Source organism: Mesorhizobium ciceri biovar biserrulae, from assembly GCF_001618845.1.
Lineage (GTDB): Bacteria > Pseudomonadota > Alphaproteobacteria > Rhizobiales > Rhizobiaceae > Mesorhizobium > Mesorhizobium ciceri.
Window position 1 is genome coordinate 2,192,677 of sequence record NZ_CP015064.1, and the last position, 16,010, is coordinate 2,208,686.

The 16,010-nt window shown below is 64.2% G+C and carries 17 protein-coding genes; 13 read left to right on the forward strand and 4 right to left on the reverse strand.

The annotated features are described in order from the left end of the window. Window positions 1–8: 8 nt before the first annotated feature. Both A4R29_RS09835 and A4R29_RS09840 read right to left on the reverse strand, forming a co-directional pair. Window positions 9–1,151 carry a flavin-containing monooxygenase gene (locus A4R29_RS09835; protein WP_063171811.1) on the reverse strand — a complete coding sequence of 381 codons (1,143 nt, stop codon included), beginning with the start codon at window positions 1,149–1,151 and terminating at the stop codon, window positions 9–11. A gap of 81 nt (window positions 1,152–1,232) precedes the next feature. After that, window positions 1,233–1,712 carry an Lrp/AsnC family transcriptional regulator gene (locus tag A4R29_RS09840; protein WP_082827364.1) on the reverse strand — a complete coding sequence of 160 codons (480 nt, stop codon included), beginning with the start codon at window positions 1,710–1,712 and terminating at the stop codon, window positions 1,233–1,235. Between the two features lie 102 nt (window positions 1,713–1,814). Between A4R29_RS09840 and A4R29_RS09845 the strand changes: the two genes are divergently transcribed. From A4R29_RS09845 to A4R29_RS09880, 9 genes are all read left to right on the forward strand, one after another. Further along, window positions 1,815–3,023, forward strand: coding sequence for a diaminopropionate ammonia-lyase (locus A4R29_RS09845; RefSeq protein ID WP_063171813.1), 1,209 nt, complete (start codon window positions 1,815–1,817; stop codon window positions 3,021–3,023). After that, complete coding sequence (locus A4R29_RS09850) at window positions 3,020–4,246, forward strand: Zn-dependent hydrolase (protein WP_063171814.1); 1,227 nt, start codon at window positions 3,020–3,022, stop codon at window positions 4,244–4,246. The genes A4R29_RS09845 and A4R29_RS09850 overlap by 4 nt, the downstream gene beginning before the upstream one ends. A 33-nt stretch (window positions 4,247–4,279) precedes the next feature. Continuing rightward, window positions 4,280–5,446: a M20 aminoacylase family protein gene (locus tag A4R29_RS09855; RefSeq protein ID WP_063171815.1), complete on the forward strand. Its 1,167-nt coding sequence runs from the start codon at window positions 4,280–4,282 to the stop codon at window positions 5,444–5,446. A gap of 394 nt (window positions 5,447–5,840) precedes the next feature. Beyond that, window positions 5,841–6,014: a hypothetical protein gene (locus A4R29_RS32960; protein ID WP_013532459.1), complete on the forward strand. Its 174-nt coding sequence runs from the start codon at window positions 5,841–5,843 to the stop codon at window positions 6,012–6,014. Between the two features lie 97 nt (window positions 6,015–6,111). Beyond that, window positions 6,112–8,205, forward strand: coding sequence for an ATP-dependent helicase (locus A4R29_RS09860; RefSeq protein WP_063171816.1), 2,094 nt, complete (start codon window positions 6,112–6,114; stop codon window positions 8,203–8,205). 8 nt (window positions 8,206–8,213) lie between these two features. After that, window positions 8,214–8,993 (forward strand): 4-hydroxy-tetrahydrodipicolinate reductase, encoded by a 780-nt coding sequence (gene dapB, locus A4R29_RS09865; protein ID WP_063173632.1) that lies wholly within the window; start codon window positions 8,214–8,216, stop codon window positions 8,991–8,993. 176 nt (window positions 8,994–9,169) lie between these two features. After that, a complete protein-coding gene (locus A4R29_RS09870) occupies window positions 9,170–10,183 on the forward strand; it encodes an ABC transporter substrate-binding protein (RefSeq protein WP_027163344.1) in 1,014 nt (337 codons plus the stop codon). A 142-nt stretch (window positions 10,184–10,325) separates the two neighbouring features. Beyond that, window positions 10,326–11,180, forward strand: coding sequence for an ABC transporter ATP-binding protein (locus tag A4R29_RS09875; protein WP_013532455.1), 855 nt, complete (start codon window positions 10,326–10,328; stop codon window positions 11,178–11,180). A gap of 13 nt (window positions 11,181–11,193) precedes the next feature. Further along, entirely contained in the window at window positions 11,194–12,072 is an 879-nt protein-coding gene (locus tag A4R29_RS09880; protein WP_063171817.1) for an ABC transporter permease, read from the forward strand. A 28-nt stretch (window positions 12,073–12,100) separates the two neighbouring features. Here A4R29_RS09880 and A4R29_RS09885 read toward each other — a convergent pair whose 3' ends face one another. Together A4R29_RS09885 and A4R29_RS09890 are read right to left on the reverse strand one after the other, a co-directional pair. Further along, window positions 12,101–13,453 (reverse strand): sensor histidine kinase, encoded by a 1,353-nt coding sequence (locus tag A4R29_RS09885; protein ID WP_063171818.1) that lies wholly within the window; start codon window positions 13,451–13,453, stop codon window positions 12,101–12,103. A gap of 13 nt (window positions 13,454–13,466) precedes the next feature. After that, the gene (locus A4R29_RS09890; protein WP_024504276.1) at window positions 13,467–14,144 is read right to left on the reverse strand and encodes a response regulator; all 678 of its coding nucleotides are present in this window, start codon (window positions 14,142–14,144) and stop codon (window positions 13,467–13,469) included. A 465-nt stretch (window positions 14,145–14,609) separates the two neighbouring features. Between A4R29_RS09890 and A4R29_RS09895 the strand changes: the two genes are divergently transcribed. The 4 genes from A4R29_RS09895 to A4R29_RS09910 all read left to right on the forward strand — a co-directional run bounded on the left by A4R29_RS09895 (window position 14,610) and on the right by A4R29_RS09910 (window position 15,986). Further along, the gene (locus A4R29_RS09895; protein ID WP_013532451.1) at window positions 14,610–14,813 is read left to right on the forward strand and encodes a DUF680 domain-containing protein; all 204 of its coding nucleotides are present in this window, start codon (window positions 14,610–14,612) and stop codon (window positions 14,811–14,813) included. A 46-nt stretch (window positions 14,814–14,859) separates the two neighbouring features. Continuing rightward, a complete protein-coding gene (locus A4R29_RS09900) occupies window positions 14,860–15,063 on the forward strand; it encodes a DUF680 domain-containing protein (protein WP_013532450.1) in 204 nt (67 codons plus the stop codon). Between the two features lie 47 nt (window positions 15,064–15,110). Beyond that, window positions 15,111–15,338: a DUF680 domain-containing protein gene (locus tag A4R29_RS09905; RefSeq protein WP_013532449.1), complete on the forward strand. Its 228-nt coding sequence runs from the start codon at window positions 15,111–15,113 to the stop codon at window positions 15,336–15,338. A gap of 414 nt (window positions 15,339–15,752) precedes the next feature. Beyond that, window positions 15,753–15,986 (forward strand): DUF680 domain-containing protein, encoded by a 234-nt coding sequence (locus A4R29_RS09910; RefSeq protein WP_024504275.1) that lies wholly within the window; start codon window positions 15,753–15,755, stop codon window positions 15,984–15,986. Window positions 15,987–16,010: the final 24 nt, after the last annotated feature.

Here is a 16,010-nt window from a genome sequence, read left to right on the forward strand (position 1 = left end):
GCGTCAAATTATACCGGCAGGGCTTCGGCCACCTTCTTTCGGTTTCGCCTAAGACTGATGTCGTCGGCGATCTGCTCGGCCTCGATCGAGATTTCGCGCAGCAATCCGGTGACCGGATTGTGAAAGCCGATGAGATAGAGGCCAAGCTCTGAAGCCCTCGCATTGACGCCGCTGCGCTCTGGCTGAACGCCGGGCTCCAGCAATTTGGCGTAGCCGGGCCGGAAGCCGGTGGCGAAGATGATCGCATCGAACTCGCCATGCTTGCCATCGGCAAAACGGGCGCCCTGTTCGGTGATCTCGGCAATGTCGGGTGCGACCTTGATCGCGCCTTCGCGTATTTTGCGCACCGTGCCAATATCGATCGTCGGAATGCGCGACGAGAGCGCGATCTGCTGCAACATTCCTTGCTGCGGCCGCCTGAGCCCATATTTCCCGAGCCTGCCCAACGCCAGATCGAGGATGATGGGAAACAAGGCATCGTTGATGCGCTGCGGCATCAGGCGCGCCGCCATGCCGATCATCTGGATGGGCACGCCAAGCAGTTCGCGCGGTACGATATGAACGCCGCCGCGCACCGAAATCGTCGGCCGCGCACCGCCTTCCACCAGATCGAGCGCGATCTCGGCGCCGGTATTGCCCATGCCGACGATCAGCACCGGCCGGCCGGCGAAAGGCACTGCGTTGCGATAGTCGGCGCTATGCAGCTTTTGGCCCTTGAAGGCATCGGCGCCGGCAAATCTGGGCATCAGCGGCTCTGCGTTGTTGCCAGATGCAATCACAACGTTTGAAGCATGCAAGGGACCGGTCGTCGTATCCACGAGCCAGCTTCTGCCCCGCCGGGTGATCGCCCGCACTGTTTCTCCAAATCGCGGCCGCAGATCGAAACGTTGCGCATAGGCATCTAGATAGTCGACGAAGAGATCGCGCGGCACATAACGCGGATAGTCCCTGGGAAAGGGCGCGAAGGGCAGCGAGGAAAAGCGCTTGGCCGTGTGCAAATGGACGCGCTCATAGTGGCGTCGCCAGGCGGGTGCGGCCTGCTGCTCCTTTTCCAGCAGGACGAAATCCTGCCCGCTCTGCCGCAGGCACGCGGCAATGGCCAGGCCCGCCGGCCCGGCACCGATGATCGCAACTGGGGTGGTGTCGTCCAAGCGCGCCTCCGCGGCAGAATTCACAGCCCGAGAATGTCAAAAACATGGTGGGAAAGTAAAGGCCTGCCGCGCGACAAATATTTAGACAGGCAAAGGCACCGTCAACCCTACCTTGACCCGGTCCATGGCAACGAACGTGCGGAATTTGCGGACATTGTTGCTGTCGAAGAACAGTTTTCGCGTCAGCGCCTCATAGGCGCCCATGTCGGCCACTGTGATGACCAGGATGAAGTCGGCCTCGCCGGTGACGTAATAGCATTGCTGGACCTCGGGGGTCGCCGAGAACTGCCGCTTGGCCGCGTCGATCAGTTCGGCGCGTTCGCTCTCGAGTTCCACCTCGACGAAGATGGTGATGGGTTGGCCGACCGCTGCCGGCTCGACGACAGCGACATTGCCGGCAATGACGCCGGTCTGCTCCATGCGCTTGATGCGGCGCTGCACCGCCGGCGCCGACAGGTTCACCGCCTCGCCGATCAACCGCTGCGGCGCCGTGTTGTCGCGCTGCAGGATGGCAAGGATGGCGAGATCGAAACTATCGAGCGAGGACGGCAATGCAGGCAATGGAATATCCCGGACGAAACAAACTTGCATTTAAGAGACCATATTACAGCGCTCTTTGCGTCGCTCCTGCAATATGTTCTCGCTGACCAACGGGACCGGCCAATGTTCCTGCTCAACCGCAACGCATCGCACCGCCGGCCGTTCGATCCGATCGATGCCGAAACCTTTGGCGTGGCCGGAGCCGACACGGTCGAGCGTTTTCTCAGCCACCGCGACAATCACCGGATGACGCCGCTGCATGCGCTGCCGGCGCTCGCCAGCGAATTCGGACTGGGCGCCATCCATATCAAGGATGAGGGCTTTCGCCTCGGCCTCGGCAGCTTCAAGGCGCTTGGCGGCGCCTATGCCGTCTTCCGCCTGGTGCTGGAGGAGGCCGGCAGTCGCCTTGGCCGGCTCCTCGATGTGGCCGATCTCGATCGGCCTGATGTGCGGGCGGTCGCCGCGGCGATGACATTTGCCTGTGCGACCGACGGCAACCATGGCCGCTCCGTCGCGCAAGGCGCGCAACTCGTCGGCGCGCGGGCGGCGATCTTCGTCCATGCCGGGGTCAGCGAGGAGCGCATCGCGGCGATCGCCCGCTATGGCGCCGAGATGATCCGCGTCCACGGCAATTATGACGATTCGGTCAGGCAAGCTGCCCAGGTTTCGGCCGACAAGGACTGGACCGTGGTCTCCGACACCTCGTGGCCGGGCTATGAGCGCATTCCCGGCCTGGTCATGCAGGGCTATACCGCGATCGTACGCGAAGCCTTGCGCCAACTCCCTCGGACGCCGACCCACGTCTTCGTGCAGGCCGGTGTCGGCGGCATTGCCGCCGCGCTGGCCGGTCATCTGGCCACCGTGCTCGGTGACGCCAGGCCGACCTTCATCGTGGTCGAGCCGGCGCGTGCCGCTTGTGTTTTCGCAGCCGCCCAGGTCGGGCGCCCGGTCAAGGTCGCGCACGGCCAGCCGACGGTGATGGCCATGCTTGAATGTTACGAAGCCTCGCCGGTCGCCTGGCGGGTGCTGGCGCGCGCCGCCGACGCCTTCATGACGGTGGATGAGGACGAGGCCATCGCGGTGATGCGGCGGCTGGCCTGGCCGGCCGGCGGTGACCCGGTGATCGTTGCCGGCGAAAGCGGTGGTGTCGGCCTTGCCGGGCTGATCCGGGCGGTGGCCGACAACCGGGCCGATCTTGGACTTGACGGCAAATCGCGGGTGCTGGTGGTCAACACCGAAGGCGCCACCGACCCGCATCGCTACGCCGAACTGGTTGGCATGAACCCGGCCGATGTGCTGGAAGGCAAGATGACAGTCGAGGCAACGGCATGATCGCCATCGATGCGCAGCGCCTGCTCGGCCGCATCCGCGAACTCGGCGCTGTTGGCCGGGATGGCGAGGGCAGGCTGACCCGGCTGGCCGCCTCAGACACCGACAGGCAGGGCCGCGACCTCTTCGTCGGCTGGCTTCGGCAGGCCGGGCTCGATGTCGCCATCGACCGGGTCGGCAACATTTTCGGCATCTGGCAAAACCCGGAAATTACCGGGCAAGCGCCGCTGCTCATCGGCTCGCACCTCGACACCGTCATCGATGCCGGCATTTATGACGGCTGCTACGGGGTGCTTGCCGGGCTGGAAGTGATCGAGACGCTCAAGGCGACGGGCTTTTCGCCGTCGCGCCCGGTCGCGGTCGCCGCTTTCACCAATGAGGAGGGCGTACGCTACACACCCGACATGATGGGCTCGCTGGTCCACGCCGGCGGCATCGATGCCGAAACGGTGCTGGCGGCCGTTGGCACCGACGGCAGCGTGCTCGGGCAGGAGCTTGCCCGCATCGGCTATGCCGGCGACCGGGAGCCCGGCTTCCTCACGCCGCACGCCTATCTCGAACTGCATATTGAGCAAGGGCCGGTGCTGGAGCGCGAAGGCTTGCCGGTCGGCGCGGTGGAGAATCTGCAAGGCATCTCCTGGCAGCGCATCACCATCGACGGCGTCGCCAACCATGCCGGCACCACGCCGATGTCGATGCGCAACGATGCCGGCCACGCCGCCGCCCGGGTCATCACCTTCCTGCTCGACCGGACCAAAGCCTCGAACGCGCCGACCGTCGCCACCGTCGGCACGATCCGCTTCGAGCCGAATGCCATCAATGTCATCCCTTCGCGCGCGGTCTTCACCGTCGATCTGCGCGATCCCGACGAACAGCGCCTGCAGGCGGCGGAAGCGGCGCTTGCCGCCTATCTCGAGCAGCTTGCCGCCGCTGAGAACGTGACGGTTTCGGTCGAGCAACTGGCCCGCTTCGAACCGGTGATCTTCGACCTGCGCATCGTCGAACAAATCGAGGCCGCCGCGAAACGCCGTGGCCTCGGGGTCAGGCGCATGACATCAGGCGCCGGCCACGACGCGCAGATGCTGGCGTGTATCGCGCCTGCGGCGATGATCTTCGTGCCGAGCGTTGGCGGCATCAGTCACAGTCCTCGCGAACACACCGATGACGCCGAGCTTGTTGCCGGCGCCAACATCCTGCTTGATGTGGCCGCGCAACTGGCAAAGTAGGTCAGAAGGGGCAGAAGCAGAAGGGGCAGAAGAATGTCTGAACTCGATCGCGACGCGCTGAAGCAGGAGATGATTTTCTGGCGGCGCGATCTGCATGCACACCCGGAATTCGGCTTCGAGGAGACGCGCACCGCCGCCTTCGTCGCCGCCAAACTGCGCGAATTTGGGTTGGACGATGTCACCGAAGGCGTCGGCGGCACCGGTGTCGTCGGCACGCTGAAGCGCGGCAGCGGCAACCGGGCGATTGCGCTGAGGGCCGACATGGATGCGCTGCGCATATCAGAACAATCGGACGCATCTTACCGGTCCGGCAATCCCGGCATCATGCATGCCTGCGGCCATGACGGCCACACCACCATGCTGCTCGGCGCGGCAAAGCTGCTGGCCGGTGAGGGCGGTTTCGACGGCACCGTGCGCTTCGTCTTCCAGCCGGCCGAGGAATGGGGCAGGGGCGCACTCGCCATGCTCGACGATGGGCTGATGCAGCGCTTTCCCTTCGACGAGATATTTGGCCTGCACAACATGCCCGGCCTGCCGATCGGGCATTTCGAGACCTGTGCCGGACCCATAATGTCGGCCGAGGACAACTTCGAGATCGTGCTCAAGGGGCTCGGCGGCCATGCCGCGCGGCCGCATGCGGGCAACGAGACGCTGGTCGCGGCCTGCGCGCTGGTCACCAATCTGCAGACCATCGTCTCGCGCCGACTGAGTCCGGCCGACATATCCGTGGTTTCGGTGACCGAGCTGATCACCGACGGCACCCGCAACGCTCTGCCCGGTCTTGCCCGCATCCTCGGCGATGCGCGCAGCTTCCGTCCCGAGGTCAGCGCCGAGATCGAGCGGCAGATGCGCATTCTCGCCGAGGGCATCGCTGCCGCCTACAATGTCACCGCCGAGGTCAAGTACAGCAGGGAGTTCGTGCCGCTGCGCAACGATGCCGAACTGGTCGATGCCGCATTCGCCGCCGCCAGAGGCGTCTTCGAACCCGGCAACATCGCCGTCGCCCGCGAGCCGATGACCGCCTCCGAGGATTTTGCCCGCTTCCTCGACCATGTGCCGGGCTGCTTCGTCTTCCTCGGCAATGGCGAGGGTTCGGCGCCGCTGCACAATTCCAGCTACGACTTCGACGATGACGGGCTGTTGTTCGGCACGAATTTCCATGTCGCGCTGGTCAGGCAAAGGCTCGCGGCCGGGAGATGATCGCGGCGTCACGATTGTCAAACATGCGTATCGCGAGCCGGATATGGGTAGAGTCGCGGGCAGATACGCTGTTAACAAAAACAATGTTCCGATGACGCAGGGGAAAGACTCAGCTAGCCTTACCTGTGCGGCGGACCTAATTATCCGCTTGGCCGGCGCTTCACTCCTCCCAAGCGGCGCCGGCCTTCTTCTCCAAAAGTTCGTCCGGGACGCCACAGCGGGTTGCGGCAGCACGCGAACCTCGCAAAGGCCAAGTTCCGCCTCCGGTTGCCTCGAGAATGCATCGGGAGCGCTGGCGAAACCGCCCTCCATCTTCGACTGCGCGCGTGGACGATTGGCAAGGGAACCAAAGGCGGTTTCCCCGGTTGGTTCTGCTCCAAAGGAGTGTTGCACCATGTTCCGTCTGCTCGTCGCCGGCGCCTTCGCCTATGTCACTTATCGCATCGCCAGGAAGATGGTCGAAAACGTGCCCGATACGGTCGACCCGCTGCTGTTGCCGCCGTCGCAACCTGATCGCGAGACCTTGCGACGGCAGTCGGCCGACATGGGTGTCGATCCGCAACGCTAGCCGCGATCCCTTCTCTTCAGACCGGCCCCAGTCCTGCATGGGTTAGGTGTGCCCGCATCGATGTTGCGAACAAAGCAGAAACGATGCTTGATGGGCGATGAACCTCGCCACCGCTGATTCGACCTTTCGGGAACCGACCGTCCAGCCTGCCTATCTCGCGCGGCTGAACGATGCCCAGCGCCAGGCCGTCGAGCACGGCGCCGGTCAGATTGCCGGCCCGTTGCTGGTCATTGCCGGCGCCGGATCTGGCAAGACCAACACGCTGGCGCATCGCGTCGCTCATCTGATCGTCAAGGGCGCCGACCCGCGCCGCATCCTGCTGATGACGTTTTCGCGCCGCGCCGCATCCGAAATGGCCAGGCGCGTCGAGCGTATTGCCGGCGAGGTGCTCGGCCGCGATGCAGCCGTCATCACCGATGCGCTGACCTGGGCCGGCACCTTTCACGGCATCGGCGCGCGGCTGTTGCGCGACTATGCGCTGGAGATCGGCCTCGACCCGGCCTTCACCATCCATGATCGCGAGGATTCCGCCGACCTGATGAACCTGGTCCGCCACGAGCTCGGCTTCTCGAAGACGGAAGCGCGCTTCCCCACCAAGGGCACTTGCCTTGCCATCTATTCGCGCGCCGTCAACGCGCAGGCGCCGCTCAACGAGGTGTTGGGTTCCGCCTTTCCCTGGTGCGCCGGCTGGGCGGAGCAGCTGAAAGAATTGTTCGCCGGTTATGTCGAGGCCAAGCAGGCGCAAAACGTGCTCGATTACGACGATTTGCTGCTCTACTGGGCGCAGATGGCGGCGGAGCCCGAGATAGCAGCGCATCTGGGCGGGCGTTTCGACCATGTGCTGGTCGACGAATACCAGGACACAAATCGCCTGCAGGCTTCGATCCTCATGGCGCTGAAACCCGACGGCGCCGGGCTGACGGTGGTGGGCGACGATGCGCAATCGATCTATTCGTTCCGCGCCGCCGAGGTTCGCAACATCCTCGACTTCCCCAATCAGTTCGCGCAAGCCGCCGACGTGGTGATGCTGGAGCGCAATTACCGCTCGACCGAGACCATCCTTGCTGCCGCCAACGCGGTGATCGGCGAAGCCTCGGAGCGCTTCACCAAAAACCTGTGGTCGGAGCGCAAATCCAGCGACAGGCCAAAACTGGTGACCGTGCGCGACGAAGTCGAGCAGGCCAATTTCGTCTGCGACACCATCCTGGCCGAGCGCGAGGCGGGCACAGCGCTGAAATCCCAGGCGGTGCTGTTTCGCGCCTCGCATCACAGCGGGCCGCTGGAGATCGAACTGACGCGGCGCAACATTCCCTTCGTCAAATTCGGAGGCCTGAAGTTTCTCGATGCCGCCCATGTCAAGGATGTGCTGGCGGTGCTGCGCTTTGCCGAAAATCCGCGCGACCGTGTCGCCGGTTTTCGCGTATTGCAACTCTTGCCTGGCATCGGCCCTTCGGCCGCCGCGCAGATCGTCGAGACCATGACGACGGCGCTGGACGAGGCCATGGGGCTGGCCGGCTGGCGTCCGCCGCAACGCGCTGCCGATGACTGGCCTGGCTTCGTCTCGCTCTATTCCGGCCTGCGCGCCGGCGCCAGATGGCCGGCCGACCTCGAACAGATCAGGCTGTGGTACGAGCCGCATCTGGAACGCATCCACGAGGACGCGACGACGCGCCGGGCCGACCTGTTGCAACTTGAGCAGATCGGCTCGGGCTATGCCTCGCGCGAGCGCTTCCTGACCGAACTGACGCTCGATCCGCCGGACGCCACCAGCGACCAGGCTGGGCCGCCGCATCGCGACGAGGATTATCTGATCCTGTCGACCATCCACTCGGCCAAGGGCCAGGAGTGGAAAAATGTCTTCGTGCTCAACACCGTCGATGGCTGCATCCCGGCCGATCTCGGCGTCGGCACCAAGGAGGACATCGAGGAGGAGCGCCGGCTGCTCTACGTGGCAATGACGCGGGCCAAGGACAATCTCAACCTGGTCATGCCGCAGCGTTTCTTTCCACATGGCCAGGCGGCGCGCGGCGACCGCCATCTCTATGCCTCGCGCACCCGTTTCATCCCGGCTTCGATCCTTGCCGCATTCCAGCAGGTGTCGTGGCCGAGCGCACAGGCAGCACAGGGCAGGGCGGCCCGGCCGGAGGTGCGCGTCGACATCGGCGCACGCATGCGCGGCATGTGGAAATAGCCGAGGCCATGCCGCAGCCGCCGATCAGGATCGCCATCGCCGGCGCGCTCGGCCGCATGGGCCGCCAGATGACGGACGCCGTGCGGGTCGATCCACGGCTGGCGCTCGCTGCGCGGTTCCATCGGCCCGGCGCTGTCGGCGATGGGCTGGTCAGCCGCGAGGAGGCGCTTGCCACGGCCGATGTGGTCATCGACTTCACGACGCCGGCGGCCTCGGCTGACCTGGCAAGGTTTTGCGCCGCCCGCGGCGGGCCGGCCCTGGTCATCGGATCGACCGGTTTCGATGCGACTGAATTCGCCGACATCGCCGAGGCCGCGAAGACCATCGCCATCGTGCGCTCCGGCAGCTTTTCGCTGGGGCTGAACATGCTGGTCGGATTGGTCGAACAGGCGGCGACAGCGCTCGATCCCGAAGACTGGGACGCCGAGGTCTTCGAGGCGCATCACCGACACAAGATCGACGCGCCGTCAGGTACCGCTTTGATGCTTGGCCAGGCCGTGGCCGGCGGCCGCAAGGTCGAGCTCGACGCGGTGGCGCGGCATGTTCGCGATGGCGTTGCCGGCGCGCGGCTTGCCGGCGAGATCGGCTTCGCGGTGGTGCGTGGCGGCAGCATCATCGGCGAACACAGCGTGAGCTTCTGTGCCGACGGCGAGCTTGTGACCTTGTCGCATGCGGCCGGCGACCGCGTCATGTTCGCCCGCGGCGCCATTGCCGCCGCGCTCTGGCTCGAGGGACGCCCGCCCGGCGAATACGACATGCGCGACGTTCTCGGTTTCGGCGCTCCGTGACCGGCAGCCACAACGGATTCCATTTCAACGGCCGTTAAAACGACTGAAAGCCAGCTGAAAGCTTGGGCGTGCCATGAAGTCATTGCGGCGTTCGCCGTGTGACCGGTGCGGGAGCGGCCGGTAAGGAGGAATGCGGCGCAGCCGGGATGGCGCGCCGCCCAAGTGGAGGAAGTTTCGTGACCGGTTTCATCTCGAAGTGCGCCCTGCGCACAGCGGCGCTAACCCTTGCTATTGCAGCCACAAGCGCCACGGTGGCTTCGGCTGCCGACAAAATCACCATCATCGTCGGCGGCATGGAAAAGCAGATCTATCTGCCTGCCGTGCTCACCCAGCAGCTCGGCTACTTCAAGGACCAGGGGCTCGATGTCGAACTGCTCAACTCGCGCGCCGGGGTCGAGGCCGAAAATGAACTGCTGGCCGGTGCCGTCCAAGGCGTTGTCGGCTTCTACGATCACACCGTCGACCTGCAGTCGAAGGGCAAATACATCCAGTCGATCGTCCAGTTCAGCCAAGCGCCTGGTGAGGTCGAGCTGGTCTCCGCCAAGCACCCGGAGATCAAGTCGCCCGCCGATTTCAAGGGCGCCACGCTCGGCGTCACCGGTCTCGGCTCCTCGACCGATTTCCTGACCCAGTATCTTGCCGTGCGCAGCGGCCTGAAGCCCGGCGACTACACGCTGCTGCCGGTCGGCGCCGGCAACACCTTCATCGCCGCCGTCAAGCAGGACCAGATCCAGGCCGGCATGACCACCGAGCCGACCATCGCCAAACTGCTCAAGACCGGCGAGGCAAGCATCCTGGTCGACATGCGCACGCCCGAAAAGACCAAGGAAGCGCTGGGCGGCGACTATCCGGCGGCGTCCTTCTATGTCCAGTCCTCTTGGCTGGAAGGCCACAAGGATGAGGCACAGAAGCTCGCCAATGCCTTCGTCAAGACGATGAAATTCATCGCCACGCATTCGGCCGAAGAGATCGCCGACAAGATGCCGAAGGATTATTATGCCGGCAACCGGGACCTTTACGTGCAGGGGCTGGCCGGCGGCAAGGCGATGTTCACGCCGGATGGCCGCATGCCGGCCGATGGTCCGCCGACCGTGCTCAAGGTTCTCTCGACATTCTCGAAGAGCCTGCAAGGCAAGCAGATCGACCTGTCGAAGACCTACACGACCGAATTCGTCGACGCCGCCAAATAGCGGCGCCAGCCTACCACTCGTTGAATAACAAGGACTTGCGCCGGCTGCTTGAATCAAGAAGGCAGCGGCGCGGCCTCCCGAACACCTGGAGATCCGTGGCACTGCCGCGGGCTCCCTTGCCCCATTGCGACAGGAGTGCGCCATGCAAGTGCAACCCATGGCGGCCGAGAAGCTGTCTCAGGCCGCGCCACAAGCCGACGCCGCGATCGCCATCGATGATGTGACCTTGCGTTTCGTCACGCCCGACGGGCACATGATGACGGCGATCCGCGATTTCACGATGACCGTGGCGCGCGGCGAGTTCGCCTGCGTCGTCGGGCCGACCGGCTGCGGCAAGTCGACGACGCTCAACCTGGTCACCGGCCTGTTGCGGCCGACGACCGGCAATGTCCGCGTCATGGGCACGCCGGTCACCGATATCAGCCGGGACATCGGCTTTGTCTTCCAGGCGGATGCGCTGTTTCCCTGGCGCAGTGTCATCGACAATGTCGCCGCCGGTCCACTTTATCGCGGCACGCCAAAGGCGCAGGCCTACGACCGCGCCCGCGACTGGATCGCCCGCGTCGGCCTCGGCCGCTTCGAGAAGCACTATCCGCACCAGCTTTCGGGCGGCATGCGCAAGCGCGTCGCGCTGGCGCAGACCTTCATCAACCAGCCCAAGATCCTTTTGATGGACGAGCCGTTCAGCGCGCTCGACATGCAGACGCGCACCGCCATGCAGGACGAATTGCTGGATCTGTGGTCGGAGCAGAAATCCTCGGTTGTCTTCGTCACCCACGACCTAGAGGAGGCGGTGGCGCTGGCCGACAAGGTCTATGTGCTCACCGCTGGGCCGGGCACGGTCAAGAGCGTCTACCGCATCGACCTGCCGCGCCCGCGCGTCATGGCCGACATCCGCTACGACCCGAACTTCGTCGAGATCGCCAAGGTGATCTGGAACGATCTGCGCGAGGAAGTGCAGCTCGGCCAGAGCCGGACCTTGCAGACCGGACATTGAAAGGAGAAACAGCATGACCGCAATCTCTCCGACCGCCAACCAGGCCGCCGTCCGCGATGCTTCCATCGCCGTTGCCGAAGCCCGGGCGAGGGCAAAGCTGCGCCGCCGCCACGCGCTTGTCATCTCCTTGCGCCTGGCGATCCTGGTCGTCTTCCTTGGCCTGTGGGAACTCGGCGCCGACTACAACATCATCGACCCGTTCTTCTTCGCCAGCCCTTCTGGCATCTGGCAGCAGGTCTGGTCGTGGATCACCGAAGGCACCTCGCAAGGCCCACTCTGGCTGCAGATCTACGTGACGCTGGAGGAAACCTTCCTCGGCTTTGTCATCGGTGCCCTTGGCGGCATCGCCGCCGGCATCATCCTCGGCCGCAATCGGCTGTTGGCGGATGTCTTTTCGATCTACATCAAGATCGCCAATTCGGTGCCGCGCGTCGTGCTCGGCTCGGTGTTCATCATCGCGCTCGGCCTCGGCATGGCGTCCAAAGTGGCGCTTGCCGTGGTGATGGTGTTCTTCGTTGTTTTCGCCAACGCCTTCCAGGGTGTGCGCGAGGCCGACAGGGCAATGATCGCCAATGCCCAGATCCTTGGCGCCTCGCCGTTCCAGATCACCCGCACCGTCATCATTCCTTCGGCGATGAGCTGGATCCTCGCCAGCCTGCATGTCAGCTTCGGCTTCGCGCTGGTCGGCGCGGTGGTCGGCGAGTTCCTCGGCGCCAAGCAAGGCATGGGCCTGCTGATCTCGACCGCGCAGGGCGCCTTCAACGCCAATGGCGTGTTCGCCGCGATGATCATCCTGGCTGTCATGGCGCTGGTGGTGGAGTTCATCATCACCCGCTTCGAGAACTATGTCGTGAAGTGGCGGCCGGCGCCGTTCAACGAGCAGGGAACGTGATCGGTCAGACCAGGGGCAGCCTGACCGGTCAGGCCAGCGGCAGCCTGACCTCAACCAACAGACCGCCGGCCGCGCCATCCCCAAGGGTGACGCGGCCGCCGGCATTTTCGACGACCTCGCGTACAATGGCGAGCCCCAGCCCGCTGCCTTCCTCGGTCGAACCGGCAATACGGTAGAAGCGCTCGAAGACATGGTCTCGCTCGTCCGCCGGAATGCCAGGCCCGTCGTCGGCGACCGTCAGCACGGCTTCGCCGTCGATGGCCGCCAGCTTCACCGTGACACTGCCCTCAGCCCGGGAGTAGCGCAGCGCGTTGTCGACGAGGTTGACGATCATCTCGCGCAGCATGGTGCCGTCGCCGATGACCGGAACGGGGCCAGCCTCCTCGAGGCCGAGATCTATTTTGCGATCGATGGCCGTTGGCGCCAGGGTTTCCAGCACGTGCCGGGCGGCTTCCGCCAGGTCAATGCGGTCGGCGCGCGGCCGCCGGCTGCCTGGCTCGGCGCGTGACAGGGTCAAGAGCTGTTCGGCCAGCCGCGCCAGTTTGCCGGAACTCGCCTGCAGCGCCACCAGCGCCTCCTGGCGGGCATCGGCGGCACTTTCGCGAAGCGCATAGCTTGCCTGTGTCGACAGCAGCGCCAGGGGCGTGCGCAGCTGGTGCGCCGCATTGGCGATGAAGCGGCGTTGCGCCGCCATCTGCGCCCGCACGCGCTCCATGTAGGCGTTGAGGGCGTCGATCAGCGGGCGGATCTCGCTTTGCGCACCGGGCACTTCGACGGGGTCAAGGTCGCTGCGGTTTGGCGAGCGTACCGCATCGCGCAGCCGGATCAACGGCGCCAGGCCGCGACGCAAGCCGAGCAGCACGAACACGCCGGCAATCGCCACCAGCGCCAGTTGCTGGGCAAAGGCGCTGAACCAAAGCTGTTTGACCATGGCGTCATGGCCGGCAAGGGTGACGCCCACGGTGACTGATATTGGCGAGTCGTTGCCGGCGCCGATCACCGCATGGCCAAGGGTCAGGAGCCGCAGCTGGTGATCGCGGTAGGGGGCCTCGACACTGGCATGCTGCGGCGCTTCGGGCAGGTCGGGATATCCGGTCAGCAGCCGCCCGCCGGCTGTCTCGACGCGATAGTAGACGCTGTCGCGGTCGCCGGTGTCGAACATCTCGATCGCCGCCGGGGGTACCGTGGCATCGAGCACGCCGTCGACCATGGCGACCTGCTCGGCAATCGCCCGCGCCGATCCGACGAGCATCCGGTCGGTGACCAGGTCCGCGGTCGCCAGTGCGTTGCGCTGGCTGGTCCACAGGTTGATGGTCGCGAGCCCGGCAAGCGGCAGCACCACCCATGCCAGCAATTGCAGGCGGAGGCTGTTGATCCTCATGGCGCCAGGATCGTCACGGCGCCAAATCGTCTTGGCGCAAGAGGTAGCCGAGGCCACGCAGTGTGGCGATCTGGACCCGTGACCCTTCGAGCTTCTTGCGCACGCGGTGCACGTAGATCTCGATGGCGCTGGGATCGGCGTCGGTCTCGAAATCGTAGATCGCGGCCGACAATGCCGCCTTGCTCACCGTGCGTCCGGCCTTGACCATCAATTGCTCAAGCACGGCATGCTCGCGCGGTGTCAGCGCCAGCGCCTCGCCGGCAAGCGAAAACAGCCGCGTGTTGGTGTCGAAGACGAGATCACCGCAGGCAACGACCGGCGCGGTGCGGTCATTGGCACGGCGCAATTGGGCGCGGATTCGTGCTTCGAGCTCTTCGATCTGGAAGGGCTTCGCCAGATAGTCGTCGGCGCCTTCATTGAGCCCTTTGACCCGACCGTCGAGACTGGCATTGGCGGTCAGCACGATCACCGGCACCCGGTTGCCGCGCGTCCGCAACATTCGCAGCACCTCCAGCCCGCTCATGCGCGGCAGCGCAAGGTCGAGGATGACAAGCGCGTGGTCACCGGCGGCGAGCGCGTGTTCGACATCCTCGCCATCATGGACGATGTCGACGACATAGTTCGCCTGACGCAGGGTCTTGCCCAGCCAATCCGCCAGCTCGCGATTGTCTTCTACAAGCAGCAACCGCATTTCTATCGCTGTCCTGGGGTGCAGGTCACCCGGATTTCCGCCCACTTCTTCAACTGGCGCCGCCAAGTCGCGCCCGATTGATGATCGTGCACAAGCGATAATCTCGATCCAACCGCAAGGCAAATGTAGGAGATCCAGAAGTTCAGATGGTGCGCAATCGTTTCAAACCGAACCGTTCAGTTCGATTTCTGTTGACGCACTGTGTAGCAGATGGTGAACGCCGGCCTGGCGAGCGGTCGCGCCTGGTGATGGGCGTTATCGATTAACTGTCTGATTTCAAACAGTTAAATTATGACCGCCGAGACCCTGTGTCAAATTTCAAGGCCTGGATTCGAGCCGCGGGGGAACATCTTCGTGATTGGAATCCGCGGCAGGGCGAGCCCATCTCGGGGTGGTCCGAGCGACGCGAAATTCCTCCCAAGGGCACGCCACTAGACGGACATGACAAATACTGGAGTAATTAAAATGACCAAGATCGCTCTTACCGCCGCCGCCATCCTCGTTGCCACGGGCACTGCTTTTGCCGGCAGCGACAATTATGGCTCGGCCAACGCCAATCAGCCTGCCGTCGCTGTCGACCATTCGATCACCGCTTCGGTCTCCAAGTCGACGCAGACCGTCCAGGCCCCCGCTTCGCAGGGCGCTGACCGCAACCTCTTCGGCCGCTAATCGCGACTGCCGATATCGACCCAACCTTGAACTCAGGAGTAATTAAATGACCAAGATCGCTCTTACCGCTGCCGCCATCCTCGTTGCCACGGGCACTGCTTTTGCCGGCAGCGACAATTATGGCTCGGCCAACGCCAATCAGCCTGCCGTCACCGTCGACCAGTCGGCCACTGCTTCGATCTCCAAGTCAACGCAAACCGTCCAGGCCCCCGCTTCGCAGGGCGCTGACCGCAACCTCTTCGGCCGCTAATCGCGACTGCCGATATCGACCCAACCTTGAACTCAGGAGTAATTAAAATGACCAAGATCGCTCTTACCGCTGCCGCCATCCTCGTTGCCACGGGCACCGCTTTTGCCGGCAGCGACAACTACGGCTCTTACAATGCCAACCAGCCTGTTGCGAACCAGTCCGTGTCCGACATCGACACCACGCACACCGGCTCGATCCCGAAGTCCGTAAAGACGCAGGGTGATGCCAATGCCAACGTGCCGGCTCAGTCGGGCCAGGGCATCTGGGGTCGTTGATTTCTGAAGTCTGCGACCACAAAGAGCGGTGGGCCTTGCCCGCCGCTCTTGTTTTTTTATGCATGAGCAGGATTTCGGCCGACGGCATCGGTGTCGGAGCGCCGATCGTAAATCGAACCAGCTGGTTCAATTTATGTTGACGAATCGTGAACGCATGGCGAGCGCTGGCTCGATGAACCGCCGCACCATGCGTCAGGCACCCTCCTTATAAGCATCTGAGATCAATTGATAAACAGGGTGAGCTCAATCCCTTGGCCGACGTTCGAGGTCCCGATTCCGCGCGTCAGGGAACGTCTTCGTGATTGGAAGTCGGCGCACGAAAAACCCAGATCGAGGCTGTCCGAGCGACGCGAAATTTCCTCCCCAGGGGCACGCCACTAGACGGACAGAATCAGGAATACCGGAGTAAATAGAATGAACAGGATCGCTCTTGCCACCGCCGCCATCCTCGTTGCCACTGGTGCCGCTTTTGCCGGCAGCGACAACTATGGTTCGGACAATGTCAATCAGCCGGCCGTCACCTCGCACGCGGTCAATGTCGACCACAGCTACACGGCTTCGACCCACAGGCAGGTCAAGCATCGCGACCTCACGCTGATGCCCGATTCGGTCCAGCCGGAATCCGGCCAGGGCAACTGGGGAAACTGACGGCTCAGGCGGGTGTGCGGCGGG